Consider the following 25164-nt stretch of genomic DNA (forward strand, 5'->3'; position numbering starts at 1 on the left):
GGGGAGGACGGTTGATGGGGATCTTCCTGGCGATCATCGGGCTGCTGACCTTCATCGTCCTGAAGCGGATCACCGTCGGCTACGGGGCGGCCCTGCAGGAACGGGACGGCCTGACCGACTCCCAGGCCCGCGTCGCCCAGGCCACGCTGGTGATCTGTTCGTTCCTGGCCGCCCTTTTGGTGGTCGTGGCCTTCCAGGTGCTCACCTGGGATCCCTACGGGTCCGACAGGGTCGCTGCCAGGATGGCGGGACGGCCGATCAATCCCGGACAGCCCGTGGCCTTTGCCCTGCTGACGGTCATCGTCGCGTTGTCCTACATCCGGTTTCGACTCGGACGCCTGCCGATCGAGAAGTTCATCGATAAGCCGACCTATATGAAGACCGGCAAGGATCCGATGGAGACCGCCGAGGAATCGCTCGAGGCCTACCGGCGGAGCAAGCGCGAGCGGGCCCGCCGGAAGGACGCGGAGAACCTTCGCAAGTACGGCACCCGGTTTCCCGACGACTGAGCGCGCGGATGCCGCCAGCGGCGCCGTCATCGCGGGGGAGGTGGACGTGCCGGATCGCCCGATCGATATCGCCGGCCTGCGTCGCCGCCTCGAACGGCAGCTCGCAGCCGACTGGCCGGCCTTGGGGACGCGCGGTCGCCGCGACACCCACGCAGGGCGAAGTCCGGCCGTGTCGGTCGAGCCCGGCCGGGCGGTGGTGGTCTGCCATGTGCCGCGACGGGCGGGTGCCGGTGCCGCCCTGGGGCTCGCCGACCGGGTGGCGGCCCGGTTCCGCGGCCGCAGCATCGGGTCGCTCCGGTTCGACACGCCGGCGATCGACCTCGACGGCCGCGACCCCGCCGGATTCCGCGCCGTCGTCGTTCTGCCGTTCCGCCGGCACGGCGCCGGCTGACCGCCGTAAGCCTGCCGGCCACCCGCTGACCCGCCAATCGACGGAGAGACCCATGCCCGACGCATCTGCCGGACCCGCCGGCGGCGCCGATGTCGCGACGCCGAACGCCGCCTGGGCGGCCCGCGCGCCCGACTGGGAGCTGATCCGCGACCTGCTGGGCGGCACCCGGACCATGCGCGAGGCCGGCGAGCGGCGGCTGCCGCGCGAGCCCGGCGAGAGCCTGGAAGCCTATCGCATCCGGCTGCACCGCACCGTGCTGTTCAACGGCCTGGCGCGGGCCGTCCAGACCCTGTCGGGCAAGCCGTTCGGCAAGCCGGCGAGCCTGTCGGACGACGCCGATCCGCGGCTGCGTGCGCTCGCCCGCGACCTCGACCTGGGCGGCCGCGACCTGACCGGCTTCGCCCGCGACGTGCTGCGTGCCGCCCTGACCGACGGGCTGACCCACATCCTGGTCGACCATCCGCCCGGCGGGGACGCCGGCGAGACCCTGGCCGACGAGCGGGCCCGCGGCGCGCGACCCTATCTGGTGCACGTCCCCGCCGTCGACCTGATCGGCTGGCGGGCCGGTGCCGGCGGCCGGCTCGACCGGGTCCGCATCCGCGAGACCGTGGTCGAGCGCGACGGCGCCTGGGGCGAGCGCGCGGTCGAGCAGGTCCGGGTGCTGGAGCCGGGGCGCTGGTCGCTGTGGCGCCGCTCGGAGGCCGCGAAGGACCGGTCGTGGCGGCGGCACGCCGGCGGCGAGACCAGCCTCGACGCGGTTCCCCTGGTCACGGTCTATGCCGAACGGACCGGCTTCCTGACGGCCCGGCCGCCGCTGCTCGACCTGGCCTGGCTGAACCTGGCGCACTGGCAGTCGTCGTCGGACCAGCGCCACATCCTGCATGTCGCCCGGGTGCCGATCCTGTTCGGCCGCAACCTGAAGGTCGGCGAGGAGGGGGTCGAGATCGGCCCGAACCGGCTGATCCTGGGGGACGGCGACGGCGCCGACCTGAAATATGTCGAGCATGGCGGGGCGGCGATCGAGGCCGGCCGGCAGGACCTGGCCGACCTGGAGGACCGCATGGCGGTCATGGGGCTGGACCTGATGGTGCGGCGCCCGGGCGGCGTGACCGCCACCGAGCGGGCCATCGATTCGGCGCGGGCCGACTCCGCGCTCGCCGCCCTGGTGCGGGCGGTCGAGGAGGGACTCGGCGCGGCCCTCGACCTGTGCGCCCGCTGGATGGACCTTCCGCCCGAGGCCGCCGGCCGGGTGACGCTCGACCCCGACACCGGCCTCGACGCCCGCGAGGCCGAGGAGATCGACCTGCTGCTGAAGGCCCGTCTGGCCGGTGAGATCGACCGGCCGACCTTCCTCGCCGAGATCCGCCGCCGCGGCGTGCTGGCCGCCGCCTGACCCGCAATCGCAACCGGAGTCCGACCATGACCCTGCCCGCCACCGCCGACCGGCTCGAGGACCTGCCCGAGGCCGTCCGGGAGCACTATGTCGCCACCGAGGACGGCCGCTTCCGGCTCGATGCCGAGGGCGTCGAGGACGTCGCCGGCCTGAAGTCGGCGCTGGAGAAGGAGCGCGCCGCCCGCAAGGCGCTGAAGGCCGAGCTGGCGGACCGGGGCGATGCGGAGGAGCCCGATGACGACGGGGCGGCGCCGGCCGAACCCGGAGCTGCCGAGCCCGTCGATGCCGATGCCGAGGCGGTGCCCGCGGCGGAGATCATGCCCGAGCCCGATCCGCGCCGGGCCGCCCTTGAGGCCCGGCTGGTCGACGCCGAGGCCCGGGCGGCCCTGCAGGCGGCGCGCGGCGTGCCGGAGCTGCTGCTGCCGGTGCTGCGCGACCGGCTGGCGGTGACCGACGACGGCACCGGCGGGCCTGCGGTGCGGGTGCTCGACGAGGCCGGCGCGCCGCGGCGTCGCGACGGCGAGGACGGCGGGTTCCGCACCGTCGCCGAGCTGGTCGAGGAGCTGCGCGCCGACCCGGTCTACGGCCGGGCCTTCGAGGGCTCCGGCAAGGGCGGCAGCGGCGCCCCGACCGCCGGCCGCGGCGAGGGTGGGCCGCTCACCGTCTCGGCCGACGACCCGCGCGCCATCGCCCGCCACGTCGCCGACATCGCGGCCGGGCGGGTGCGGGTGGCGTAGAGGGAGTCCGAGCGATTGCAGAGGATGCAGTGAAGGTCCAACATGTATACGAACAGACGGCCGGAGCGACGGTGTGCTGCAAAATCATTCGCCTGAGTGTCGCGGAATGCGACGCCCAGAATGCTCGGATCGTCGTGTGTCACTATCCACCGGAGCAACCCTAATGCAGCGATCGCCGCAGCACGTGGCTGGGATGCCAGTTGAATGTGAAATCGGCGTTGGTACGGCTTGAGTGCAGGATCTGGCTTGTGTCAGATACCGAGGCTGAATCGGCGACCAAGCTCTTCCGCCAGAGTAGGTGGGCTTAGCCCGGGCGACGGGCCGGATTGGGAGGCCGTACGATGCACGCACGGCGACGGCACGGAGTGCGGGTAGCGAGTATGCCACAGTTGAGTAAGATGGTGCGGATGCTATGTAGGGGCTGCGGTGCTCGAGGAGTTCTGCTGGCATATTGATTGATGCGGTGATTGGCAATGTGGCGGGCAGCCCGCGATACGAACGCTCTAATCGAGATGCTCGTTCTGCTCCAGTTCACGAGCGGGATCGAGGGCAGAATCAGCGCATTGATGGCAGCGAGGGACAGCTTCGAGGAGTTCCTTCCGAAGGTGTGGACGCCAGAGTTTGCTGGCGTTGTGCGCTTCGCAATGAACGGTGGAAAATTCGACGTTCAACGAACCGAGCCGGATCCAGCTAGAGCGATCCCGGAAATGCGAATGTCGAGGGTTATGCCTGATGGCGAGGACGAGTGGCTCGTCTGGGCGCGAGGGCCTTTCATCTCGACACATTGCCACTACTACACCCGATGGTCGTCGGTCTGGCCAAAAATGCGGGACCTCCTGCTGAGGTCATCTGAGACCGTGATGGATGGCAGCTGTGAAGTTAGCAGTGTGATGGTTCAGTATACGGATCTCTTCACATGGAAGGGAGAAGGTGCCCCGGAGCATGCAGCGTTGCTCCAGAAAATCGGCATGCCAGAGCTCCAGCGAAATCGCGGCTTGTCCGAGAACTGGCACAATCACCAAGGCTGGTTCTGCGATGACAGCAACGAGCTAGTTGAACGACGATTGGAACGTGTGCATATAGATAGTATCACACTCGAAGGTTCGCCGGCCGTCAAGATCGACAATATGCTGCGCTTCGACCTTGCCACTCCTGCTCCAAACCATGCGACGGTTTGGGAGGTGCTAGACGAGGTGGTACCGAGGTGTCGTGAGATGAACAAGGCCGTGATGCGCTCACTGTTGGCACCGGCCATGGTGGATCAGATCGGTTTGGATTCGGAGGGGTAGGCTGCGATGCAGTTGAGGAATTCCAACAGCGCTTATGATCCGGTGGTAGCGTCGCTCGCGCACAGCCGGTTCTTCGACGGAACATCGAGCCTGACCTATAATGCTCGGCTGATCGATGTCCCAGAGCGGCCGTCCCTTGAAAGCCCCCTTCAGCCCTCGGACCCAGGCGACGATACGCTCGGGGGAGGGAATTTCAGCGCACTCTTTGGCCTGTCGATCGAAGACACGACAAGCGCGGATTTCGTCGCTGCGCGTGGCTGGCAGAGCGTACTGAACCGACGACCCTTGTCTCGGCGTGATCGGGGGTTGATGGATATCGAGCTGCAACTCAGCGACTACATTCACCTCGATCCGGACTGGGACGGGTACGGGGGTGTTGCGCCTAGTCGCGCCGCAGTCGCCGACGCTGTGCGATTCCTGCGCTTGCTGGATCACGAGGTTCCGTTGCCATTTCCGCAGGTGAGTGGTGATGGCTCCGTGGGCATCTACTGGGAAGGGGACGACTTCCTGATCGATGTCGGATTTCGAGGACTCGGACAGATCAGCTACTTCGCGAGGCATGGCAATCGTCGGTGGAAGGGCGACGACCCCTTCCGAGGGAACGATATTCCCAAGCAGCTTTTCGAGGCGATCTCGGCGATCCTGCGACGCTGATTATTGGCAGCGGGCATGGCTGTGGGTGCCGACGGCGAGAGTGGGGGACTGGACCCGACAGATTTGGTGGCCCGTAAGGTGGTCAGCCCCCTACACTGGAATCCTGTAGTCCAGCGGCTCAAGCCGGAAGCGTTTCCCTCTAGGGACTTCACCGATTTGCGGCGCGGCGGCTTCTCGGTGGACTTGGTGACCGGAAGGAGCGACTCGCAGATCTGTGACGCGGTCAAGAAGTATGCTGCCGAAAAGACCGCAGCGAAGGGCAGTCTGCACACACCGGAGTTCGCACTACGCGCTTCGGTGGAAGCGATCGAGGCCTTTCCGGATAGGACAGCCGTCGACGGCCGCGCATTCACCGTCCGCAGACGGCCGATCGAGGGCAATCCCGACCACTGCGCGATTCTGATTGTACCGGAAGGGCTGTCCGAGAGCGACATCAAGGAACTCCGGGACGACCTGCGACAGCTATTCGAACAGGACATGATTCTCTGCCCAGCCGCCTGACCGTCCTATTGGCCCGGGGCAGTTGCCTGCTGTCGTCTGAGCAACGGCCGGGCGATCCGACAGCGGTCAACAGAGGTGACCGATAACGGCAAGGGCGACTTGGCCTCTGCGTACTGGACGAGGCTGGTGCTACGCGGCGCCGCGACGGTAGGGATGGCACCTGGATGACCGTCGCCGAGCTGGTCGAGGAGCTGCGCGCCGACCCGGTCTACGGCCGGGCCTTCGAGGGCTCCGGCAAGGGCGGCAGCGGCGCCCCGACCGCCGGCCGCGGCGAGGGCGGGCCGCTCACCGTCTCGGCCGACGACCCGCGCGCCATCGCCCGCCACGTCGCCGACATCGCGGCCGGGCGGGTGCGGGTGGCGTAAGCGGCGAAAGGGAGGCGAGACCATGGCGGGAGAGCCCGCTGCGAAGGTCCCCTATGCGCACGGACAGGCCAAAGGGGAAGAAGCGCACTGCAGGATCGTTCGCCCGGGTGTCGCCGAGTGCGACGCCGTGAACGGCCGGATCGTCGTGTATCACTATCCGCCGAGCCAAAGCGAGCGCACCTACCGCCGCGACACGCGGCCGGGATACCGCTTGAAAGTGGAATTCAGCGCTGAAGGCGTGCTGTGGTGGGAGGAGCCGTTCGGCTACTGAAGCCGGAAAAGCGGTCTGGACCTTCGCTAGCGTTGGTGAAGGAGGATCTCTGATGCCTCGCAGCCGCTTCACAATGCTCGGCTTCTCGGCCGCGAGCTTGATCGCGGTCGTCGCGACCGATGCGTGTGGCAATGACGATCGCGCCCACGTCTCTGATGAGTTCCGCGCCTGCATGGCCCGGAATGCGGATCCCTCGACCTGGCGTCCGGTCGAGCCGGAGCCCGTCCCGCCCGGACTCGAGCTGCGGATCGAGGGAGCGCCGCTTGTCGTGGTGCTGCCGGCGGCCGACGGAGGCAAGTGGCTGGCGTTCGCCGAGCTGCGATTCTGGCTGCCGGCCGGCGTGAATGTCGGGGACCGTATCGGCGGTGCCATCGGAATTGCCGAGCGGGCGCTGGCTGCGACCTCCTTCGCCGAGCTGTGCGCGGAGTCGTCGAGCGAGCGCTGGCTGGAGCGCGCGCGGCCCACGATCGCGGCGCATCTGGCGCCGACGCCGGTGGTCGTCCGGACGCGGGGGATCCACCTGCGTCGACTGGAGTAGTGGCCGTGATCGATGGTTCCGCAGCATCGAGGCGCAGGCCCGTATGCTGGGCCGGATCCGCGCCCGGGTCTCCGGGCTCCTGAAGCCGACCCGGGTGTTCGTGCCGATTCATGCCCGCCGGGTGGAGCCGGTGCCGTGAAATCGCCCCACCGCCGTCCATAATGGGGACGACAGGGAGGTGCCCCATGCAACGACGCTGGTTCATCGTGCTCCTCGGTTCGGTTGCCCTCGGTTTGGGCGCCCCCGGGTTGCGCGCCCCCGGTCTGGGCGTCGGCCCGGCGCGGGCCGATACCTTCATGGCGCTCGCCACCGGCAGCCTGCGCGGCGACCCGGCGCGGCTCGGCTGGTCCAGCCTGCGCGCCGGCTTCCGGGTGGAGTTCCCGGTGCCGGCCTCTGGCCGCAGGTTCATGGAACGGCAGCGCGACGTGGTCGAGGCGGTCGAGCGCGCGCTGGGCCGGGCCCGCTACGACCCGGACGGCGGTTCGGGTGAGCGCGAGCGGCTGCAGCGGCTGATCGCCGACACCGTCCGCCGCGTCGCGCCGGACGGCACGGTCCGCCGGGTCTACGACATCTGGATCGAGGCGCGGTGACGGCGGCGCCGTGGCGATGCCCGGCCTCCGGGTCCAGGGGCACTGCGACGGCCCGCACGGCAGCGTCGCGGCGCTCGGCGACCGGGTGAACTGCTACCGCGACGGTGACGCCGTGGTCGGCGAGGCACTCAACGGCAGCGTCCGCGCGATCTGGCGCGACGACGACGCGGTGGTGATCGCCGAGCGGGAGGGCCACTGGTCGGTCTGCCGGGTCGACGCGGACGGCGCGACGTGCCGGCATGAGTTCCGCGGCGGCGGTCGCCGGCGCTGAACGCCCGGACTGAAGCGCAGACCGCATAACGCATTGCTCCGAGGTCCGGCGGGACGCCCGGCCTCTTCACGCGCCCGGGGCGGGATGCCGCGCGCGCCTCCACCCGACCCCGAAAACCCGATCCCTGAAAGGAGTTCGCCATGGCGAACAGCCTCACGGCCGTGATGCCGAAGATCCTGGCGCGCGGCCTGCTGGCGCTGCGCGAGCAGGCGGTGATGCCGCGCCTCGTCAACGCCGACTATTCCAACGACGCGGCCCGCAAGGGCGACACCATCGACGTGCCGCTGCCGAGCGCCGTGGCCGCCACCGACGTCAGCCCGTCGAACACCGCCCCGGTGCCGGCTGACACCGCGCCGACGGTCGTGCAGATTCCGCTGAACCACTGGAAGAAGGCGGGTTTCCACCTGACCGACCGGGAGGTGCTGGAGATCGACGCCGAGGAGAGCTTCGTGCCGATGCAGATGTCGGAGGCGGTGCGGGCCCTGGCCAACACCGTCAACGCCTCGGTGCACGCCGAGTATGCCGGGGTCTACGGCTTCGTGGGCAGCGCCGGCGTGACGCCGTTCGGCGGCGGGGTCGGCGATGCGACGGCGGCCCGCAAGCTGCTGAACAAGCAGCTGGCCCCGCGCGCCGACCGGCGCGGCGTGCTGGACTTCGACGCCGAGGCAAACGCGCTCGCCCTGCCGCAGTTCTCCGACGCCGAGAAGATCGGCTCGGCCGGCGTGAAGATCGAGGGCGAGATCGGCCGCAAGTTCGGCATCGACTGGGTGGCCGACGACGGCGTGCCCACCCACGTGGCCGGCACCGCGGCCGACACCGGCAGCTACACCGTCAGCACGGCGGCGGCCGCGTCGGCCGGCGCGGCTGCGGTGCAGATCAGGACCGACACCGGCACCCCGACCCTGGTGGCCGGGGACGTGATCTCCTTCGCCGGCCACGACCAGACCTATGTGGTGACCGCCGGCGCGGGCCTGACGGTCGGCGGCGTGGCGGTGGCGATCGCCCCGGCGCTGCGGGCCGACGTCGCCGACGCGGCGGCGGTCAACGTGCGGGCCAGCCACGTGGTGAACCTGGCGTTCCACCGCGACGCCTTCGCGCTGGCCATGCGGCCGCTGTCGGCCGGGATGGCCGACCTGGCGCTCGGCAACCGCATCCTGGCGATGACCGACGCCCAGACCGGGCTGTCGCTGCGGCTGGAGGTCAGCCGCCAGTACAAGCAGACGGTCTGGGAGTTCGACGTCCTGTGGGGCGTCAAGCTGGTGCGGCCCGAGCTGGCCGTGCGCATCGCCGGCTGAGGCCGACCCGACCACCGCCACCCTACTCGCCGTCATCCCGGACGGTTCGCGTCAGCGGGCCGATCCAGGACCCATCCGCCGCTTCGGTGCCGGTCGCTGCCGGCGCTCGTCGCCGGGTGGGTCCCGGATGTGTCTCGCCTGCGGCGATCCGGTCCGGGATGACGTCGGAGGAGAGAACACCGTTCTCGCACACGAGGACCCGCCATGCCGGACGACCCGAGACGCCCCGCGGCAGACACCCTGCCGACCGTGGTGCTGGAACACGCCCGCACCGGCCAGCCGGTGGTCGTCGACCTGCGCGACTACCTGGCCGGCCGCGACGGGCGCTACGCCGACTGGCGGCTGCTCGGCCAGGGCGGGTTCATCGACCCGCCGAAGCTGCGGAGCGAGGGCGGGCCACCGGACCCGGAACCCGCCGGCTCCGAAGAGCCCGAGCCGCCGGCGCCCGATGCCGCGGCCACCCCGCCGCGCCGCCGCCGCCGCAAGCACCGCAGGAGCCGACCATGACCGTCACCGCCGGGATCGACGCCTATGCCGACCGGGCCGAGGCCGACGCCTATTTCGCCGCCCGCGCCGTAACAGCCTGGGCCGGGGCGGGCGAGGCGGCCCGCGACGCCGCCCTGCTGCATGCCACCGCCTGGCTGGAGGGCAACTTCCGCTGGGTCGGCCGGCTGGTCGATCCGGGGCAACCGCTGGCCTGGCCGCGGACCGGCGCCCGCGACGCCGAGGGAAGGCCGCTCGACGGCATCCCCGACCGGGTCAAGGCGGCCTGCGCCGAGCTGGCGCTGGTCGCGCTGGCCGGGGACCTGGCGCCGCCGGTGGAGCGCGGCGGCCGGGTGTTGTCCGAACGGGTCGGCCCGGTCGAGATCAGCTATGCCGCCGACGCCCCGCCCGGTCGGGCGTTCCCGGCGGTCGAGGCGCTCTTGCGGGGATTGACGCGCGGCGGCGCCGTCGCGGTGAGGCGGGCATGAGCCGGCTCGACGAATCCCTGGTGCCGCTGGCCGCCCGGCTGGTGGCCCGCGCCGGCACCGCGATGACTTGGCGGCGGACCGGCCCGGCGGCCTACGACCCGGCCGGCGGTGCGGTGTCCTCGGCCGAGGTCGATAGCGCCGTGACCGGGGTGATCGAGGAGGTCGAGACCGGCCATGCCGACGGCCTGGTCCGGCGCGGCGACCGGATCGTGACCCTGGCGGCCGGGCCGCTGGCGGGCGAACCCGAGCCCGGCGACGCCCTGGTGATCGCCGGCGCCGAGCACCGAGTGCTGTCGCTGACCACCACCTGGGCCGGCGACCGGCCCGCCCTGTTCCGCCTGCATGTGAGGCGGTGAGCGGCGCCGTCGCACTTCTTCGCTGATGTCATCCCGGACAACCCTGGATCAGGTCCGGGGGCGAGCCGGGACCCACCCACCGCTCCGTGGCTCCCGGATCTGTTCCGCCTGTGGCGGACCGGTCCGGGATGACGACGGAGAATGAGACAGGAGCACCCCGACGATGGCCGATTCCAGCCGCGCCCAGCTGTACTACCTCGCCGAATCGACCTGGGGTGAGACCCCGGTGGCGGCGCTGACCGAGATGCGCTTCACCGGCGAGAGCCTGGGCTTCCAGATCCAGAACACCACCAGCCGCGAGGTGCGGGCCGACCGCCAGGTCGCCGACCTGATCCAGACCGGGGCCGAGGCCGCCGGCAGCGTCGAGCTCGAGCTCAGCTACGGCGCCCACGACCCGCTGCTGGCGGCAGCGCTGTTCTCGGCCTGGGGCACGCCGGTGGCGGTCTCGGTCGCCGACGATATCGCCGCCTCGAATGCCGGTTCGTCCTTCACCAGCACGGCCACCGACTTCGCGGCGGCCGGCATCGCGGTCGGCCAGTGGTTGCGGGTCGGCGGGTTCGCGGCCTCCGGCGGCGCCAACGACGGCTACTACCGGGTCACCTCGGTGGCGGCGGGCGCGCTCGGGGTCTCGCCGGCGCCGGCCCTCGACGAGGCGGCCGCCGGCCTGACCGTCGAGATCGCCGGGACGTTGCTGCGCAATGGCGTGACCGAGACCTCGTTCACCCTGGAGAAGCGGTTCCCGGACGTCGGCCAGATGATCGCCTTCGCCGGCATGGTGCCCGGTTCGTTCGGCCTCGACATCCGCACCGGCGCGGTGATCACCGGCTCGGTCGGCTTCACCGGCAGGGCCGCGACAATCGGCGCCGCCTCGGTCGGCACCGGGGCCCCGGTCGCGGCCTCGACGAACCCCGTGATGAACGCCGTCGGCCATGTCGGCGACGTGCGCGAGGACGGCGTGCTGATGCCCGACGCGGCGCTGCGCGAGCTGTCGGTCCGGCTCGACAACGGCCTGCGCGGAGTCCAGGCGGTCGGATCGCTCGGCAATGTCGACGTCGGCGCCGGGCGCTGCACGGTAACCGGCCGGGTCTCGGTCTACTTCGCCGACGGCGCGCTGTACGCCAAATACCTGGCGGGCACCCCGACCAGCCTGTCGTTCCGGGTCACCGACGCCGACGGCAACGGCTACGTGGTCACCCTGCCGCGCGTGAAGCTGGTCCGCGGCAGCATCGTCGCCGGCGGCAACGACCAGGACGTCCTGGCCGACTTCGACCTGCAGGCGCTGCGCGACCCGGTGACCGGCTGCACCCTGCAGATCGACCGCTTCGCCGCCTGATCCCGCCCCAGCCAGGAAGAACTCCCATGGACCTGAACCGCTTCAAGGCCGACACCGCGCTCGAGGACGAGGGCGTGTGGACCACCGTCGACGCCGGCTCCGGCTGCCGGCTGAAGATCGCCCGCATCGGCAACCGCCGCTATCGCGAGACCATGGCCCGGCGGCTGAAGCCGTACCGCCGGGCGCTGCGGGCGGGAACCCTCGACGACCAGGTGACCGAGAGGATCACCGCCGAGGTGCTGGCCGAGACCGTGCTGCTCGACTGGCAGGGGCTGGAGCGCGACGGCGCGGCGCTGGCCTACAGCCGCGAGGCGGCGGCGGCGATCCTGGTCGACCCGGCCTACAAGGACTTCCGCGACCTGGTGGTCGAGCTGGCCGGCGATCAGGAAGCCTATCGCGAGCGCGATCTCGAGGACGCGGAAAAAAACTCGTCGACGTCGTCCGCTGGCAGCACGACTGGGGCGGACGCGTCGACTTCCTGACCACGCTGGCCGAGACCACCGGCCGGCTGCCGGCGGCCCTGCGCGACCGGCCGGAGCCGTTCGCGGACCTGGAGCCGGTGCTGCAGGGCTTCGCCATGCTGTCGGCGGTCCGCCCACTGGCCGCCGGCCCTGCCGGGGTCGCGCCGGCCGCCATCCCGCTGGCCGAGATCAGGGCCTATTGCGCGCTGTTCGGCGTCGTCGACGTCGAGGAGTTCGTCCGCCTGGTCCGCGCCATGGACGACGCCGTGCTCGTCCGCGCCGCCGAACGCCGCCGCGAAGGGTAGCCCTTTACGGCGCCTGGGTTCCGGATGCGTCCCGCCGTTGGCGGTTCGCTCCGGAATGACGAGTGGGGAGGGGCGCGCGGGACCGCGCTCGGGACGCTTGTCCTCCCCATCGTCATTCCGGACGGCCGCGCCGCATCGGCGCGGTCGATCCGGAACCCACCCGCCGCCGCCAACCCCGGGAGACCTGCCATGGACATCGCCTTCACGCCGGCGACGCTCGCTTCGGCTGCGGCAGGCTTCGACCGGCTGGTCGCCGCGGTGGCGGCGGCCGAGGGGGCCTTCCGCCGGCTGGTCGCCGGCCAGGGCGGCGGTGGCCTCGACCGGCTCGACGACGCGGTGGCGCTGGAGCGCGAGCGCCGGCGGCTGATCGGCGAGAGCAACGAGGCCTATCGCGACCAGGGCGCGCTGATCGGCGAGGCGGCGGCCGAGCAGGAGGCGGCGGCACGCCGGGCCGGGGTCGTCTGGGCAGGCTTCGGCGACCGGCTGACGGAGACCTTCCAGGGCCTGTTCGAGCGCATCGTCAGGGACGGCAAGCTGCGGTTCGCCGACCTGTTCGACACCCTCGGCCCGCTGGTCGCGGACTTGCTGGGCCGGATCACCGGCCTCGACCTGTCGCCGGTCCTGGGGGCGGTCTCCAAGGTCCTGAACGGCGGTGCCGGCGGATCGATCGGCGGTCTGATCGGGCAGCTCGGCGGACTGCTCGGTCCGCTGCTCGGCGGTTCCGGCGGTGGGTCGGGCGGTGGGCTCGGCAGTGCGCTCGGCTCGCTGTTCGGCGGCTCGGGCGGTCTCGGGTCGGTCCTGAGCCTCGGTAGCAGCCTGTTCGGATCGCTGCTCGGCGGCGGCGGCCTCGGAGGCCTGTTCGGCTCGGCTGCCGGCGCCCTCGGCGCGCTGCTGCCGATCCCCGGCGTGAACGTGATCGCCGCCGCCCTGCCGCTGGTTGCCGGATTCTTCGAGGACAAGGACTACCCGTTCGCCAAGGCCGGCATCGGCGCCGTCGGCGGCAAGCTCGCCAGCGACCCGTTCGGGCTCGACGACGGACCGGTCGGCGAGATCGCCCGGCTCGGCGAGCAGGTGGCGGCCACGCTGCAGGACGTGTTCGACCGGCTCGGGGCCAGGGTCGGCGATCTCGCCGACCTGACCGCCATCGGCTATTCGAGCGGCCGCAAGGCGGTCCTGCCCGAGGGCTTCTTCGCCGGCATCGATGCCGGCCACGGCGCCGACTTCGCCACCGGGGCGGTGTTCGCCGGCCTGGACGATCCCGAGGAGGCGGTGCTGCGGGCGGTTCAGACCGGCCTGCTGCGCGCCCTCGAGACCAGCGCCGCCCGCGGCGTCGATCCGGACCGGGCCGACACCGTCGCGATCGGGCTGCGGCGCGCGATCGCGGCCGACTTCACGACCCTCGAAGACGGCCTGGCCGACGTCGCCTTCCTGCGCGACTTCGGCCGGACCGTGGAGCGCCTGAAGGCGGCCGGCGACCCGGCGGCGCTGCAGCGCCTCGACCTGCGCGACCGGGCGGAAACCCAGGGCGCGGACGACGCCGAGCGGATCCGCGGCTTCCTGGAGCGCGCCGGCCGGCTGTTCGCGCCGCTCGACCCTGCCGTGCCGGACGAGGACCCCGTGGCCGAGGCGGCCAGCCTGGCGGAACGCCGGCCGGTCACCGACGAAGGGACGGTCGTCGGCTACGCCGACCCGGATCCGACGACCGCGGAACCCGGCTCGACGATCATCGAGCTGCCGTCGAGCGACGACGGCCTCGCGGCCGAGCGTCTGGCGGCGGCCCGGACCGCGGTCGACGACTACGTCCGGGCCCTGCTGGGCATCGCCGAGGCCGCTGGCGATACCGCGCCGCTCACCGGCTACGCCCTGCAGCTCGCCGAGGCCGAGACCCGGCTCGACGGGTTGAGCGCGGCGCTGCGCGAGGCCGGCTACTCGGCCGAGGAAGCGGCGGCGCTGATCGACCAGGGCAAGGACGCCGCGCGGGACCGGCTGCGCGAGGCCTATGAGGGCGACGTCGCCCGCGACCTGCGGGCGGCGACCGGCCTCGGGGCGATCGACCGGGTCGGCGACCTGGTCGGGGCTCACGAGACGCGGCGGTCCGAGGGCGAGGCCCTGGGGGCCGACGTCACCGGTCTCGACGAGCTGCTGCGGCTGCAGGTCGAGGCGCTGGTCTCGGCCGGCAGCCTGTCGATCGCGGCCCTGGACGCGCTGCGGGTCGAGTTCGCGGACAATGCGGTGGTCTCGGATGCACTCGCGCAAGCGCTCTCGGTGCAGACCGCCGCGGCCAACGACAACGTCGCCGCCCAGCTGACCCTCGCCGACGTCACCCGGCTCGCCACCCGCGAGCTCGACGCCCAGATCCGCGAGCAGGAGGCGGTGAAGCGCAGCGCCGAGGCGGTCGTGGAGGCGATCGCCGACACTCGGCGCCGACTGAACCTCGACCCGGCGCTGTCGGTGCTGTCGCCGGCCGAGCAACTGGAGCAGGCCCGGCAGCGCTTCGAGGATCTGGCCGGCCGCTCGCAGGCCGGCGACCAGGCGGCGCAGGCCGAGCTGCCGGAGGCGGGCGAGACCTATCTGGAACTGGCGCGCGAGTTCTACGCCAGCAACGAGGACTATGCCCGGATCTTCGGCCAGGTCGACGCGACCCTGCGGGCGACCGGCGACGTCGCCGACCGCCAGCTGCAGGTCGCCGAGGCCCAGCTCGAGGAACTGAGGGAGCTGCGCCGGGCGGTGACCGGCGAGGTCGGCGAACTGCCGAACCCGGACGCCGATTTCGGCCGCAACCCGACCCGCAACCGTATCCTGGCCCGCCTGACCGGCTATGCCGGCGATTTCGGCAACGGCGGCTTCGACGCGTTCCGGCCCGGCCTGTCGCCGGGGATCGCCGCCCTGGTCGACGCGATCGCGTCGTCCGTCAACTTCGCCGGCGGCGGGGTGATGACGCCGGGCGGGCCGCTGGAGCTGCACCGCTATGCCCATGGCGGCATCGCGGTCCGGCCGCAGCTCGCGCTGTTCGGGGAAGCGCGCATGCCGGAGGCGTTCGTGCCGCTGCCGGACGGCCGCACGATCCCGGTGACGGTGTCGGCGCCGGCCAACGACTCCGCGGCGCGCGCGCCGGACCGCCGGCATCGAGGCGCTGGTCGAGGAGACCCGCCGGCTGCGCGCCGACATCGCCGGGCTGCGCGGCGAGAACGCTACGCTGCGCCGGTCGCTCGAGCGGCTGGCGGCCGGTACGGGTGCGGGGAGGGCGGCATGAGCCGGTTCGACGATCTGCTGTCCGACGCCTATGCCGGGCGCCGCTACCTGGTGGTGGTCGAGCCGTTCGACCCGGCGCTCGGCGCCACCCGGACCCTGCGGTTCAGCGGCCACGGCTTCGTCACCGCGCCCGGCGACGACCCGCCGAACGCCTGGTACGAGCCGCGGCTGGTGACCGCCCTGAACTTCGAGCGCCAGCTGTTCTCGGGCGGCCGCCTGCAGGGCCGCTCGGTGCCGGGCTTCGGGGCGCTGACCCTGAACAACGCCGACGGCGGCCTCGACGGCCTGGCGGCGCTGGCCTGGGACGGCCGCCGGGTTCGGGTCTGGCTCGGCGGCGACGGCTTCGCCCTGGCCGAGTTCGGGCTGGTGTTCGACGGCACCGCCGACCAGGTCGAGTTCGACGACCTGCTGCTGACCGTCCGGCTGCGCGACCTGCAGGCGCGGTTCGAGGCCGAGATCGCGCGCGCGACCTATGCCGGGACCGGCGGTACGGAGGGGCGCGAAGGCCTGGCCGGCCGGCCGCGGCCGCTGTGCTTCGGGCGCGCCCTGCGGGTGCCGGCGGTGCTGGTCGACCCGGCGGCGCTGCTCTACCAGGTCCATGACGGGCCGATCGCCGAGGTCGACGCGGTGTACGACCGCGGGCTGCCGCTGACCAAGGTGGCGGGCGTTCCGGCGGCCGGGCAGTTCCGCAGCGACCCGGCGACCGGCTGCTTCACCCTCGGCGCCTCGCCGGCCGGCACCGTCACCGCCGACGTCCGCGGCGACGCGCCGGACGGACCGGGCGACGGCTATGTCGAGACCGCGGCCGGGCTGGTGCGCCGGCTGGCGACCGCCCGGGCCGGCTTCGCCGATCCGGCCGACCTGGACCTCGACGCCTTCGCGGCGTTCGATGCCGTCGCCCCGGCGCCGGTCGGCATGTTCGTCGCCGACGAGACGCCGCTGGCCGAACTGCTCGACGCGCTGGTCGATGCGGTCGGCGGCCACTACGGGTTCGACCGGGCCGGCCGGTTGACGGTCGGGCGGCTCGACCCGCCGGCGACGGCGGCCGACGCCGAGTTCGACGCCGTGCAGATCCTGGAGATCGAGCGGGTCGCGGTCGGCCGGCCGCTATGGCGGCAGAAGCTCGGCTTCGGCCGCTACTGGCGCACCCTCGACCCGGGTGCCGTCGCCGGGGCGGTCGACGACGGCACCCGTGCCGACCTGGCCGAGGGCTTCCGCTATGCCAGCGCCGAGGATGCCGCCGTGCGGACCCGCCACCTGCTGGCCGAGGAGGCGGTGCACGACACTGCGCTGGCGTTCGCCGCCGACGCCCAGGCCGAGGCGGCCCGCCGGCTGGTCCTGTTCGGGGCCGACCGCGACGCGTTCCGGGTGCGCCTGAAGGTGCAGCCCTTCGCCCTCGAGCTCGGTCGGACCGTCCGGATCCGCTACCCGCGCTACGGCCTGGCCGCCGGCCGCAACCTGCTGGTGGTCGGCATGGTCGAGGACGCGGCGGTCAACGAAGTGACCCTGGACCTATGGGGATGATCCGTCGATGGGCAGCATGCTGATCGCCTACCGCAACCACGCCGATGCCGCCGGCTATTCGGGCGGCGGCTGGACCGCGGAGCTGCCGGCCGCGAACCTGGCCGACCGGCAGCCGAGCAGGGTCGCCCGGACGGCGAGTGCGGACCCGGCCGACACCGTCGTCGATCTGGACTTCGGGGTCGCCGGGCCGGTGCGGCTGGTGGCGCTGATCCGCCACAACCTGACCCAGGCCGGGCGCTGGCGGCTGCGGCTGGCGGCCGAGCCGGCATTCGCGGCTCCGCTGCACGACTCCGGCTGGGCCGCGATCTGGCCGGCGGTGACGCCGTTCGGGGTCGGGCTGTGGGGCGAGTTCCATTGGGGCGGCCAGCTGTCGGCGGAGGAGGCGGCGACCTACGGGATCGCCGCCATCCACGTGCTGCCGGTGCCGGTGATCGCCCGGTACCTGCGGCTCGAACTGGCCGACCCGGATCACCCCGACGGCTACCTGCAGGCTGGCCGCCTGGTCGCCGGGCCGGCCTGGCAGCCGCGGGTGAACCTGCAATACGGCTGGTCGATCGAGCAGGTCGACGACAGCCGTCGGGTGCGTTCGCGCGGCGGCCAGAGCTATGTCGACGTTCAGCCGAAGTACCGGCGCCTGCGTTTCGCCTTCGACTACCTGGAGCGCGACGAGGTGTTCGGGCAGGCCTACGAACTGGAGCGCCTGAAAGGCGTCGGTGGCGACCTGATGGTGATGGTCGACCCGGACGACCTGCGGCACCGCCACCGCCAGACCGTCTACGGCGTGCTGGCGGAGACGGCGCCGATCGCCAATCCGCTCCCGGGCCGCTTCGCCAAGACCTTCTCTGTCGAGGAACTGCTGTAGGCGACCTCGGCCTCCCGCCATCCCGCTTGCCACGGAGACCCGCCCATGGCCTGGAGCGTCACGCTCGCCGGTGAGACCTTCACCGACGCCAACGTCGCCGGCACCGCCTATGCCGACGAGGCGACCGGCTTCCCGGCGATCCTCGCCGCCTTCGCCCGCGAGGCGGCGTTCCTGCAGGGGCTGGCGGCGACGTCCTCGACCCCGGCGACGCCGGCGGTGGGCGCGCTCGTGCTGACCACCCACCAGGACGCCGCCGAGGTCGGGCTGTCGCCGGGCATGCTCGTCCGGATTGTGAGCGCCGGCGATCCGGCGCGGCTGATGATCGCCACGGTCACCGGCTTCTCGGGCACGACGCTCGGCCTGCAGGTGCAGTTCGCCTCCGGACCGGCCGCCGCCGACTGGGTGATCACCCGGCCGCACGGCGGGGTCAGCCTGGCGCTCGACCCGGCGCCGGCGCTGGCCGTCGACCTGGACGCCGCCGGCCGGTCGATCCTCGGGGCCGCCGATGCCACCCTGTCCGGCGACCTGGCGGTCGCGGGCCGGGCGAGTCTCGGGGGCGCCGGGGAGTCGCGGGTCGGCTATCTCGGCGAGGTCTCGGGCGACCTTCTGATCGGTCCGTCCGACCCGACATCGCTGGTCTGCACGCTGGTCGGCGACACCACCTTCCTGGTCGCCGGTGCCGACACCCCGGGCTATGAGCACGCCCACAGGATCCGCGCGACCGTCGGCGGGGCCGGTGGCTGGAACGTCACCGTCCTGCCGGCGTCGCGCCTGACCTCCAGCAACGACCTGTCGCCTGCGTCGATCGACAGCGGCTGGGCGCGCGGCGACCTTGCACCGGTCCGGGACGTAGCCACCCCGGCCGGGCCGGGCTGGACCCTGGCCGCGAGCGGGACCGGACCCGTCCAGCACTACCTCAGCGCCCGTCGCCCGCCGAACGCGGAGCCGCCCTACGCGTATGTCGCCGCCACCCTGCTCAAGGCCGGAGCCAGCCAGCGCGCCCGCTTCCGCCTGGTGGTCGATACCTACGCCAAGGGCGGGTATCTCGACCTCGACCTGGCGGCCGGCAGCATCCTCGCCGGCGCCGGGCTCAACGGCGGCGCGGTGCTGGGCAGCGGAATCCGGGCGCTCGGGGACGGCTGGCATCTGGTCTGGCTGGTCGCCGACGTGGCGGTCGGCGGCGTCCCCCTGACCACCACGCTGAACCTGCTCGACGCCGCCGGCGCCGACACATTCGTCCAGGCCGGGGAATCGATCCTGTTCGGCGGCGCGACCCTGGGCGCCGGGACCGATTACCAGGGCTTCCAGCATGTCGGGACGACCCGCACCGACGCCGTGCTGTGGCAGGGCCAGCCGGTGACCTGGCCGGCGCTGCCGGCCGGCCAGACCGTCGACCTGATGATCCATTGCGACCCGGACCGGATCATCCAGCAGGACTACACCCCGGAGGAGATCTGAGATGCCGAGCTTTCTGGGCCACCCGCGGGTGAACACCGTCCTCCTGCCCGCCCCGGTCTACGCGACCTGGAATCCGGCGGGGACGAACCCGAATATCACGCTGTCGGACTGGAATTTGACCGCTCAAGTGACGGGGCCAAATACCGCGAATGCATATACGCTCTCAGCGTCAGGCGGTGGTAATTTTGATGACGGGAAAAGGTATTTCGAAGTACGAACGGTCTCACTTGGTGGGGCAGCAGGGAGCATCAGTATTGGTTTTGCCGATTCTGATTTAGATCCTGGCGGCGCCGAACTTGGGGATCTGCCGTGGGGGTACGCTTGGCGAGGTGATGGCGTAAAAAAGAGCAATGGAATTGCCAACTCTCTCGGGGTGGTTCTCGTTCCGGGCAGTATAATTATGATAGCAATTTCGTCTTATGTTTATCTAGGACAAGCAACAGCAAAAATTTGGTTTGGCGAAAATGGTGTTTGGTTTGACGGTGGGAATCCTAGTGTAAATGAGAATCCGGCTTTCGATGGTGCAATTGCATCATCAGCCACAGATTGGGGTGTTCGAGCCTCTCTGAAAACAAATGGTGATCGAATTATGGCAAATTTCGGTGGATCGCCATTTATGTATAACCCCCCATCCGGGTTCAGTGCGGGGTGGGGGTTGGGTGTTTGATGGATTCGACAATAGAGTGAACAACATCGATAAAATTAAGAGGGCGATCATGTGGCGTTTTCTTGACTTCTTGCTCTTGAGTTCTCCGTAATATTCCAGTCTGTTGTGATTTTGGAAGTTCATCAATGGATGCGATATCGAGTCGATTTAGTACAAAATTTACGGATGATATCGGCGAATTACAGATATCATTATATTCAATTATTATTATATTGTTGTTTGAGAATATTGATGTCCAGCGAACAATATGAGAATCAATGTGCCCATCGATGAGTTGAGTTTTGATAAAGTATGGATCTGACGTGCAAAATTCAATCCAGTTTCCAATAAAATTTACTTGTCTCATTCTGTGATGTATTGCTGACCATAAGCGATCTGATTCATTTCTTTTGCAAAGAATAATTTTAGTATTTGGAAATAATGCATGAATCATCATAATGTTGTTTTCACTCATCGAGGCGTATGATGGTGATTTGTCGCAATATAATTGTGGGGGTGATTTGGTATTCTTCCAGGTATTTTGATTTGAATATATCGTAAGTGTAGAAACTAAATCGCCACACTCGATACTATGTAGGGAATTTATTTCATTTTTCGCAACTGTTACATTCGGATGTTTTCCAAGAACTCCACGAAGCCAAGTTGAAGCGGTGCGTGGAGGGCCTCCCACTATAATATCAGGTCCTCGTAATTCAGGTAGGGTAGAATAAAAATTATTTTCTCCTGTGATTGTTTGGCGCATCTTTTTTGCTTCATCGGCGGCATCTTTCATTTGTCCGGATCGTGCAAGTAAATTGATGTGATTAATCCACATCAAGACGTTCGTCATGTTAACAAAGTCCCAAACTTGGATTGTGTTTCGAGCATCTTGCCAGTGTCAATTCTACCGTTGGCGGGACGCATACTCAACTCTCAGAGTCTCACGGGAGCCTCGCCATGAAGGACTTCGCGGTTCCGGCCGGCGTCGCGCGGCCTGCTGCCGCTGACGCGCGGTCGCTGGTGAATCATCGCCTGGCCGAGTTGGAGCGGCGGGTCGGGCGGGTCGAGGCGTTCATCCTCGGCGTGCTGTGCGCCATCGCCCTGTCGGTGCTCGGCGGGCTGGTGGCGCTGCTGAACCTGCCCAGGCCCTGACCCTTGCCCAGGCCCTGACCCTGCCGAGGTTCGAGACGGCGCCTGCGGGCGGTCGCTCGACAGTCCCTGTCCCATCCGTACACGGAGAGTCCCATGACCCGCGTGATCCGGGCGGCGGCGTTCGCTGCCGCCGTCCTCTGCCTGCCGGCGCTCGGCGGCTGCGCCGGCATCCCGGTCGCCACCGTCGTGCTCGGCGCCCAGGCGGCCCTGGCCGCGGCCAGCAGCACCTACTGCAGTTCGACCACGGCGCAGGCGAAAGCGGCCGTGCGCGATCGTCTCACCGGCGGCGTGCCGGTGATCCCCTGCCGGGAGGCCGAGTGATGGCGGAGACCGCGAAACCGCGGCTGGCGGTGTCGGGCGCGTCGGTCGGCTCCGGCGTGCTGGCGGCTTGGGTGTGGAACGCCGCGGTGCCCGAGGTGCCGATGCCGGCCGAGGTCGCCGCCGTGGTCGGGGCCGTCATCGCGCCGCTGTTCGACGTGGTGGTCGCCCTGCGCGATGCGGCGCTCGCCCGGATCGCCGGGGGCGGCACCGCGGCCGCCGGCCCGCTACCGGCCCCGCCGGCAGGTCAGCGGTGATTCCCGAACACCAGGGCGTAGCGCCCGAGGTCGACCGCCGCCGACGCCACGCCGTGATCGGCCAGCCGGTCGTCGCCGAAGCCGGCGTCGAGGGCCGCGCCGACGATCGACGGGCTGCTGCCGTCCAGCAGCACGACCCATTCCTGGCGAAGGTCGTCGGGCACGGGCTTGCCCTGGGCGCGCAGGCCGACCGCCACCACCTCTAGGTCGTTCTCCAGCAGCACCGCGCCGTGCATGCCGGGCCGTGACGCCAGTTCGGGCAACACGCGATCGCGCAGGATCTCGCGCAGATCCTGCTTGGCCTCGTCGGGCGGAAAGAACCGGGCGAGGCCGGTCGCTCCCGAGATGCCGTGCGCCAGGTCGACGGTGCAGGCGAGGGTCAGCCGGTCGAAATGGGTGAACCGCGCCATCACCCGCTTCGACCAGTCGGACTGGTCGCCGAGCAGCTTCATGTACTCCGGGGCGCAAAGGTCCTGGACCATGCCGGTCTCGTAGGACGCGAAATACTTCACCCGGGTCGCCGGGTCGGCCGCCACGTAGCGCCGGGCCCGCCGGAAGCCCGGCATGAACACCCGCTCGTCGATGTGCTCCCGATTGTACCACTCGTTGAAGTCCAACTCGTGCTCCGGTGCCACTTCCGTGAAGGTCAGCAGCATGCCGGTCCCGAGCAATCCCATGGTCGTCTCCCGATACTGGTACCCGGCCTGGCCGGGGCGTCAGTCCTCAATGAAGCAGGTAGCCTGCGGTTCCGCGATCACCGGATTCTCGATATGCCCGAGCCCGTCGATCTCGACCCGCACCACGTCGCCCGGCTGCAGGTAGCGCTTCGGCGCGAAGCCCTCGCCGACGCCGGGCGGCGTGCCGGTGGTGATGACGTCGCCCGGCTCCAGGGTGACCGCCTGGCTCAGCAGCGCGATCAGGTCGGCGCAGCCGAAGATCATCTCCGCGGTCGAGGAGCTCTGCCGGATCTCGCCGTTGACGGTGGTGCGGATCGCCAGGGCCTGCGGGTCCGGGACCGCGTCGGCGGTGGTGATCCACGGACCGAACGGCCCGGTGGTGTCGAAGCTCTTGGGGATCACGACCTGGGGCGTCAGGTTGACCCATTCGCGAACGGTCAGGTCGTTGACCACCACATAGCCGGCAACCACCTCCAGCGCCCGTTCCTTCGGGACGTGCCGGCAGCGCCTGCCGATCACCATACCGAGCTCGCCCTCGTAGTCGAGGGTGTCCGAGACCCGCGGCCGGTGCACCGGGTCGTAGGGGCCGTTGATGCAACTCGTCGTCTTGGCGAAGGTCGACGGGAATGCCGGGGTGGCGGCGCCGAGCTCCTTGATGTGGTCGGCGAAGTTCAGGCCGACCGCCAGGAACTTGCCGGGCCGGAGCACCGGCGCCTCCAACCTGACCTCGGCCAGCGGCCGGCGCGGCGCGGAGGCCAGGGCGCGGTCGAGGGCGGCGCGGCCGGCCGGGCCGAGCTTCAGAAACGCGGTCATGTCGGCCGGGATCGACGGATCGACTGCGGAAACGTCGGCGATGCGGTCGTCCTCGACCACCCCGATCCGGGTCCGGCCCCCCTCGGTGAAGGTCGCCAGCTTCATCCTGTCCTCCTCACGCGGTCAGCCTTTCGCAGAAGGCCTTCAGTGCCATGCCCTCGGCGCCGCCGAGCCGGCGCGCGATGTCGTTGACGCGGCTCAGCACGCCGTGCTCGTAGCTGGAGCGGGCGTCGCCGATGCGGGCGGTCATGGCGCCGACGGTCCCGGCGGCGATGCCACGCTCGTCGAGTGCCGGCAGGCGCGAGAACCCGCCGTCGTCGGCGCCGCCGCCGGCATCGTTGAAGAAGGCCGCGTACCCGTCGATCTTCATCGCCGCCGCCTTCTCGCTCCCGAGAATACCGCCGTGCGATCCGGAGACGACGACCTGGCCGACGTCGCCGGGCCCGACCAGCGAGATCGAATCGACCAGCACGACTCGGCGGCCGCCCGGCCCGGCGGGAAACTCGAAACGGGCCTCCTCGTAGGCCGGGACCGGCTTGCCGGACAATACCGCCCGGGTCATCGCGGCCGCAGCCTCCGCACAGGGCATGCCGGAACGGACGCCCAACGCCTCGGCGGTCCGGTTCGCGGCCGAGATGATTCCGCGGGCGAGCATGTCGTCGCCGTTGCCGATCCGGGCCGACATGGTGTCGATGGCGGCATAAGGGATCCCGAGGGCTTCGCAGTAGTCGAGCCCGCCGATGCCGGCGTCGTCCATGCCGCGCCCGGCGTCGTTCAGGATCACGCCCCGTACCCCGGCCTTGACCGCACAGTAGGCGGCATAGACGCCGCCGTGCGAGCCGGCCACCAGCACCGCGTGCTTCCAGGCATCGGTCGGCCGCGTCACCGTGTCGGCCGCGACCACGCCGGCCACCAAGTCGCCCATGCTTCCCTCCCGCCGGGACGGGCGAGCCGGACGGCCGCCCGAGATTTTCGCCCATCCTGGCGGGTGCGGGCGGACCGGTCCAGGGATCAGTTCTGCGGCCACTGCCGGCGGGCGATGGCGTCCGGCAACGCGAGCACATCCTCGCGCAGCCAGCCCTTGTACCGGGAGTCGGGCATGGTCTCGAGGATCGGCGTGTCTGCGTCGATGAGCGGCAGGACCGTCGCCGCGCTCTCCCACATCGCGCCCTCGGCCGCCGCCTTCGCGATGCCGACGAGATAGCCGAGCCGCTCACCCTCGGCCCGGGGGAACCGGACAATGAGCGCGAGTGCCTCATCGAACTGCCTCGTGGCGATCGCAAGACGCCCCTGCCTGGCGAACCCGGTAACTGCCAGCGTCCGGCCGCCGACGATGCTCAGCTGCGAGCTGTAGTGCGCGATGATCCGCTCGAAGGCGGTCATCGAGGCGTCGAGGTCCGTGTCGAATCCGGCTTCAGCCTGCAGGAACATCAGGGTGGCGAACGGTTCCAGATAGGCTCCGCCGCTCCCATGCGCGAGGGCCGTCTCGAACGTCGACATCTGGGCCCTCAGGATGACGTCTCCGGCCTGATCGGGGGCGTCGAGCTGGAACAGCCGGCAGGCGGCGAGTCGGCTGCCGTGGAGGCGCCAGCCCGGATCCCGGTCATCGAGCGACTGTGCGGCGAAGTCGTTCAGGCGGATGATCGTCCCGGCCCGGATCTCGGGCGACGCGGCTGTAGACGGGTCGAGGCAGACGACAGTGTCGGCATATGCCGGGTTCCCGCAGGACCGGGCCAGGAAGCGAATCCCGCACGGCTCCTCGTACCGGGCGTGCGCCATGCTTGCGGACAGCGCCATCCAGCAGGATGCGAGGATTGCCAGTCCCCTGCGGACAGATCTCATCGGAATGGCTCCCTGGTCGAACTTGGACGCGGGCCGGGCGGCCCTCACGCCAGCGGTCTCCTGCTTCGGGCGTTCGACAACCCAAGGACGAATATACTGTCCGATATGACCTTCATTGTCTCGCCCTGGCCGG

The 25164-nt window shown here is 70.3% G+C and carries 31 protein-coding genes; 26 read left to right on the top strand and 5 right to left on the bottom strand.

Going from position 1 to position 25164, the window contains the following annotated elements; genetic code table 11:
• Positions 1 to 14: 14 nt before the first annotated feature.
• From RIC31_RS17375 to RIC31_RS17485, 23 genes are all read left to right on the top strand, one after another.
• Complete coding sequence (locus RIC31_RS17375; protein ID WP_350110507.1) at positions 15 to 509, top strand: hypothetical protein; 495 nt, start codon at positions 15 to 17, stop codon at positions 507 to 509.
• Between the two features lie 169 nt (positions 510 to 678).
• The gene (locus tag RIC31_RS17380) at positions 679 to 900 is read left to right on the top strand and encodes a hypothetical protein (protein ID WP_350110510.1); all 222 of its coding nucleotides are present in this window, start codon (positions 679 to 681) and stop codon (positions 898 to 900) included.
• 52 nt (positions 901 to 952) lie between these two features.
• The gene (locus RIC31_RS17385) at positions 953 to 2293 is read left to right on the top strand and encodes a DUF4055 domain-containing protein (protein ID WP_350110513.1); all 1341 of its coding nucleotides are present in this window, start codon (positions 953 to 955) and stop codon (positions 2291 to 2293) included.
• A 26-nt stretch (positions 2294 to 2319) separates the two neighbouring features.
• Entirely contained in the window at positions 2320 to 3030 is a 711-nt protein-coding gene (locus RIC31_RS17390; RefSeq protein WP_350110516.1) for a hypothetical protein, read from the top strand.
• A gap of 473 nt (positions 3031 to 3503) precedes the next feature.
• Entirely contained in the window at positions 3504 to 4319 is an 816-nt protein-coding gene (locus RIC31_RS17395; protein ID WP_350110519.1) for a hypothetical protein, read from the top strand.
• Between the two features lie 6 nt (positions 4320 to 4325).
• Positions 4326 to 4973 (top strand): hypothetical protein, encoded by a 648-nt coding sequence (locus tag RIC31_RS17400; protein ID WP_350110521.1) that lies wholly within the window; start codon positions 4326 to 4328, stop codon positions 4971 to 4973.
• A 15-nt stretch (positions 4974 to 4988) separates the two neighbouring features.
• On the top strand, positions 4989 to 5474 hold the full coding sequence (locus RIC31_RS17405; RefSeq protein ID WP_350110524.1) for a hypothetical protein: 486 nt from the start codon (positions 4989 to 4991) through the stop codon (positions 5472 to 5474).
• Between the two features lie 164 nt (positions 5475 to 5638).
• On the top strand, positions 5639 to 5839 hold the full coding sequence (locus RIC31_RS17410) for a hypothetical protein (protein WP_350110527.1): 201 nt from the start codon (positions 5639 to 5641) through the stop codon (positions 5837 to 5839).
• A 22-nt stretch (positions 5840 to 5861) separates the two neighbouring features.
• Positions 5862 to 6110, top strand: coding sequence for a hypothetical protein (locus RIC31_RS17415; protein WP_350110530.1), 249 nt, complete (start codon positions 5862 to 5864; stop codon positions 6108 to 6110).
• Between the two features lie 52 nt (positions 6111 to 6162).
• Positions 6163 to 6648, top strand: a complete 486-nt coding sequence (locus RIC31_RS17420; protein WP_350110533.1) for a hypothetical protein — start codon at positions 6163 to 6165, stop codon at positions 6646 to 6648.
• A gap of 185 nt (positions 6649 to 6833) precedes the next feature.
• The gene (locus tag RIC31_RS17425; protein WP_350110536.1) at positions 6834 to 7238 is read left to right on the top strand and encodes a hypothetical protein; all 405 of its coding nucleotides are present in this window, start codon (positions 6834 to 6836) and stop codon (positions 7236 to 7238) included.
• Positions 7239 to 7254: 16 nt separating this feature from the next.
• Positions 7255 to 7509, top strand: coding sequence for a hypothetical protein (locus RIC31_RS17430; RefSeq protein ID WP_350110539.1), 255 nt, complete (start codon positions 7255 to 7257; stop codon positions 7507 to 7509).
• A gap of 140 nt (positions 7510 to 7649) precedes the next feature.
• Positions 7650 to 8804, top strand: coding sequence for a major capsid protein (locus tag RIC31_RS17435; protein ID WP_350110542.1), 1155 nt, complete (start codon positions 7650 to 7652; stop codon positions 8802 to 8804).
• A gap of 204 nt (positions 8805 to 9008) precedes the next feature.
• Positions 9009 to 9311, top strand: coding sequence for a hypothetical protein (locus RIC31_RS17440; RefSeq protein WP_350110545.1), 303 nt, complete (start codon positions 9009 to 9011; stop codon positions 9309 to 9311).
• Complete coding sequence (locus RIC31_RS17445) at positions 9308 to 9775, top strand: DnaT-like ssDNA-binding protein (RefSeq protein WP_350110548.1); 468 nt, start codon at positions 9308 to 9310, stop codon at positions 9773 to 9775. Before RIC31_RS17440 ends, RIC31_RS17445 begins: the two co-directional genes overlap by 4 nt.
• Positions 9772 to 10131, top strand: a complete 360-nt coding sequence (locus tag RIC31_RS17450; RefSeq protein ID WP_350110550.1) for a hypothetical protein — start codon at positions 9772 to 9774, stop codon at positions 10129 to 10131. Before RIC31_RS17445 ends, RIC31_RS17450 begins: the two co-directional genes overlap by 4 nt.
• A 163-nt stretch (positions 10132 to 10294) precedes the next feature.
• Positions 10295 to 11464: a phage tail tube protein gene (locus tag RIC31_RS17455; RefSeq protein WP_350110553.1), complete on the top strand. Its 1170-nt coding sequence runs from the start codon at positions 10295 to 10297 to the stop codon at positions 11462 to 11464.
• Between the two features lie 26 nt (positions 11465 to 11490).
• Entirely contained in the window at positions 11491 to 11946 is a 456-nt protein-coding gene (locus RIC31_RS17460; protein WP_350110556.1) for a phage-derived protein YdaY family protein, read from the top strand.
• A gap of 5 nt (positions 11947 to 11951) precedes the next feature.
• Entirely contained in the window at positions 11952 to 12230 is a 279-nt protein-coding gene (locus tag RIC31_RS17465) for a phage tail assembly chaperone (RefSeq protein WP_502990134.1), read from the top strand.
• Positions 12231 to 12419: 189 nt separating this feature from the next.
• Positions 12420 to 17006, top strand: coding sequence for a hypothetical protein (locus tag RIC31_RS17470; RefSeq protein WP_350110562.1), 4587 nt, complete (start codon positions 12420 to 12422; stop codon positions 17004 to 17006).
• Between the two features lie 7 nt (positions 17007 to 17013).
• A complete protein-coding gene (locus RIC31_RS17475; protein WP_350110565.1) occupies positions 17014 to 17868 on the top strand; it encodes a hypothetical protein in 855 nt (284 codons plus the stop codon).
• A gap of 45 nt (positions 17869 to 17913) precedes the next feature.
• Positions 17914 to 19326 (top strand): phage head spike fiber domain-containing protein, encoded by a 1413-nt coding sequence (locus tag RIC31_RS17480; protein ID WP_350110568.1) that lies wholly within the window; start codon positions 17914 to 17916, stop codon positions 19324 to 19326.
• Between the two features lies 1 nt (position 19327).
• The gene (locus tag RIC31_RS17485) at positions 19328 to 19993 is read left to right on the top strand and encodes an SPRY domain-containing protein (RefSeq protein WP_350110571.1); all 666 of its coding nucleotides are present in this window, start codon (positions 19328 to 19330) and stop codon (positions 19991 to 19993) included.
• Here RIC31_RS17485 and RIC31_RS17490 read toward each other — a convergent pair.
• A complete protein-coding gene (locus RIC31_RS17490; RefSeq protein ID WP_350110574.1) occupies positions 19965 to 20765 on the bottom strand; it encodes a sulfotransferase in 801 nt (266 codons plus the stop codon). The genes RIC31_RS17485 and RIC31_RS17490 overlap by 29 nt on opposite strands.
• 164 nt (positions 20766 to 20929) lie before the next feature.
• Here RIC31_RS17490 and RIC31_RS17495 point away from each other — a divergent pair, with 164 nt between their 5' ends.
• The 3 genes from RIC31_RS17495 to RIC31_RS17505 all read left to right on the top strand — a co-directional run bounded on the left by RIC31_RS17495 (position 20930) and on the right by RIC31_RS17505 (position 21699).
• Positions 20930 to 21124, top strand: a complete 195-nt coding sequence (locus RIC31_RS17495; RefSeq protein ID WP_350110577.1) for a hypothetical protein — start codon at positions 20930 to 20932, stop codon at positions 21122 to 21124.
• Between the two features lie 93 nt (positions 21125 to 21217).
• Positions 21218 to 21445, top strand: coding sequence for a hypothetical protein (locus RIC31_RS17500; protein ID WP_350110580.1), 228 nt, complete (start codon positions 21218 to 21220; stop codon positions 21443 to 21445).
• Positions 21445 to 21699, top strand: a complete 255-nt coding sequence (locus tag RIC31_RS17505; protein ID WP_350110582.1) for a hypothetical protein — start codon at positions 21445 to 21447, stop codon at positions 21697 to 21699. Before RIC31_RS17500 ends, RIC31_RS17505 begins: the two co-directional genes overlap by 1 nt.
• Here the strand turns inward: RIC31_RS17505 and RIC31_RS17510 are convergent.
• The 4 genes from RIC31_RS17510 to RIC31_RS17525 all read right to left on the bottom strand — a co-directional run bounded on the left by RIC31_RS17510 (position 21690) and on the right by RIC31_RS17525 (position 25079).
• Positions 21690 to 22376, bottom strand: coding sequence for a hypothetical protein (locus tag RIC31_RS17510; RefSeq protein ID WP_350110585.1), 687 nt, complete (start codon positions 22374 to 22376; stop codon positions 21690 to 21692). The two genes, RIC31_RS17505 and RIC31_RS17510, sit on opposite strands and share 10 nt — an antisense overlap.
• Before the next feature lie 39 nt (positions 22377 to 22415).
• Positions 22416 to 23294, bottom strand: a complete 879-nt coding sequence (locus RIC31_RS17515; RefSeq protein WP_350110588.1) for a fumarylacetoacetate hydrolase family protein — start codon at positions 23292 to 23294, stop codon at positions 22416 to 22418.
• Positions 23295 to 23304: 10 nt separating this feature from the next.
• Positions 23305 to 24114, bottom strand: a complete 810-nt coding sequence (locus tag RIC31_RS17520; RefSeq protein ID WP_350110591.1) for a hypothetical protein — start codon at positions 24112 to 24114, stop codon at positions 23305 to 23307.
• A gap of 86 nt (positions 24115 to 24200) precedes the next feature.
• Entirely contained in the window at positions 24201 to 25079 is an 879-nt protein-coding gene (locus tag RIC31_RS17525; RefSeq protein ID WP_350110594.1) for a hypothetical protein, read from the bottom strand.
• Positions 25080 to 25164 lie beyond the last annotated feature (85 nt).

Origin of the sequence: Thalassobaculum sp., assembly GCF_040219615.1 — a bacterium.
Taxonomy (GTDB): domain Bacteria; phylum Pseudomonadota; class Alphaproteobacteria; order Thalassobaculales; family Thalassobaculaceae; genus Thalassobaculum_A.

What these genes read in the sequence shown, in the direction of transcription:
- RIC31_RS17475 (WP_350110565.1), top strand. Translation starts at nt 17,014, where the DNA reads ATGGGCAGCATGCTGATCGCCTACCGCAACCACGCCGATGCCGCCGGC.
- RIC31_RS17505 (WP_350110582.1), top strand. Translation starts at nt 21,445, where the DNA reads ATGGCGGAGACCGCGAAACCGCGGCTGGCGGTGTCGGGCGCGTCGGTC.
- RIC31_RS17450 (WP_350110550.1), top strand. Translation starts at nt 9,772, where the DNA reads ATGAGCCGGCTCGACGAATCCCTGGTGCCGCTGGCCGCCCGGCTGGTG.
- RIC31_RS17460 (WP_350110556.1), top strand. Translation starts at nt 11,491, where the DNA reads ATGGACCTGAACCGCTTCAAGGCCGACACCGCGCTCGAGGACGAGGGC.
- RIC31_RS17510 (WP_350110585.1), bottom strand. Translation starts at nt 22,376, where the DNA reads ATGGGATTGCTCGGGACCGGCATGCTGCTGACCTTCACGGAAGTGGCA.
- RIC31_RS17425 (WP_350110536.1), top strand. Translation starts at nt 6,834, where the DNA reads ATGCAACGACGCTGGTTCATCGTGCTCCTCGGTTCGGTTGCCCTCGGT.
- RIC31_RS17375 (WP_350110507.1), top strand. Translation starts at nt 15, where the DNA reads ATGGGGATCTTCCTGGCGATCATCGGGCTGCTGACCTTCATCGTCCTG.
- RIC31_RS17500 (WP_350110580.1), top strand. Translation starts at nt 21,218, where the DNA reads ATGACCCGCGTGATCCGGGCGGCGGCGTTCGCTGCCGCCGTCCTCTGC.
- RIC31_RS17485 (WP_350110571.1), top strand. Translation starts at nt 19,328, where the DNA reads ATGCCGAGCTTTCTGGGCCACCCGCGGGTGAACACCGTCCTCCTGCCC.
- RIC31_RS17440 (WP_350110545.1), top strand. Translation starts at nt 9,009, where the DNA reads ATGCCGGACGACCCGAGACGCCCCGCGGCAGACACCCTGCCGACCGTG.
- RIC31_RS17455 (WP_350110553.1), top strand. Translation starts at nt 10,295, where the DNA reads ATGGCCGATTCCAGCCGCGCCCAGCTGTACTACCTCGCCGAATCGACC.
- RIC31_RS17495 (WP_350110577.1), top strand. Translation starts at nt 20,930, where the DNA reads ATGAAGGACTTCGCGGTTCCGGCCGGCGTCGCGCGGCCTGCTGCCGCT.
- RIC31_RS17400 (WP_350110521.1), top strand. Translation starts at nt 4,326, where the DNA reads ATGCAGTTGAGGAATTCCAACAGCGCTTATGATCCGGTGGTAGCGTCG.
- RIC31_RS17410 (WP_350110527.1), top strand. Translation starts at nt 5,639, where the DNA reads ATGACCGTCGCCGAGCTGGTCGAGGAGCTGCGCGCCGACCCGGTCTAC.
- RIC31_RS17490 (WP_350110574.1), bottom strand. Translation starts at nt 20,765, where the DNA reads ATGAAAGATGCCGCCGATGAAGCAAAAAAGATGCGCCAAACAATCACA.
- RIC31_RS17520 (WP_350110591.1), bottom strand. Translation starts at nt 24,114, where the DNA reads ATGGGCGACTTGGTGGCCGGCGTGGTCGCGGCCGACACGGTGACGCGG.
- RIC31_RS17390 (WP_350110516.1), top strand. Translation starts at nt 2,320, where the DNA reads ATGACCCTGCCCGCCACCGCCGACCGGCTCGAGGACCTGCCCGAGGCC.
- RIC31_RS17415 (WP_350110530.1), top strand. Translation starts at nt 5,862, where the DNA reads ATGGCGGGAGAGCCCGCTGCGAAGGTCCCCTATGCGCACGGACAGGCC.
- RIC31_RS17435 (WP_350110542.1), top strand. Translation starts at nt 7,650, where the DNA reads ATGGCGAACAGCCTCACGGCCGTGATGCCGAAGATCCTGGCGCGCGGC.
- RIC31_RS17420 (WP_350110533.1), top strand. Translation starts at nt 6,163, where the DNA reads ATGCCTCGCAGCCGCTTCACAATGCTCGGCTTCTCGGCCGCGAGCTTG.
- RIC31_RS17445 (WP_350110548.1), top strand. Translation starts at nt 9,308, where the DNA reads ATGACCGTCACCGCCGGGATCGACGCCTATGCCGACCGGGCCGAGGCC.
- RIC31_RS17470 (WP_350110562.1), top strand. Translation starts at nt 12,420, where the DNA reads ATGGACATCGCCTTCACGCCGGCGACGCTCGCTTCGGCTGCGGCAGGC.
- RIC31_RS17405 (WP_350110524.1), top strand. Translation starts at nt 4,989, where the DNA reads ATGGCTGTGGGTGCCGACGGCGAGAGTGGGGGACTGGACCCGACAGAT.
- RIC31_RS17480 (WP_350110568.1), top strand. Translation starts at nt 17,914, where the DNA reads ATGGCCTGGAGCGTCACGCTCGCCGGTGAGACCTTCACCGACGCCAAC.
- RIC31_RS17515 (WP_350110588.1), bottom strand. Translation starts at nt 23,294, where the DNA reads ATGAAGCTGGCGACCTTCACCGAGGGGGGCCGGACCCGGATCGGGGTG.
- RIC31_RS17385 (WP_350110513.1), top strand. Translation starts at nt 953, where the DNA reads ATGCCCGACGCATCTGCCGGACCCGCCGGCGGCGCCGATGTCGCGACG.
- RIC31_RS17395 (WP_350110519.1), top strand. Translation starts at nt 3,504, where the DNA reads ATGTGGCGGGCAGCCCGCGATACGAACGCTCTAATCGAGATGCTCGTT.
- RIC31_RS17430 (WP_350110539.1), top strand. Translation starts at nt 7,255, where the DNA reads ATGCCCGGCCTCCGGGTCCAGGGGCACTGCGACGGCCCGCACGGCAGC.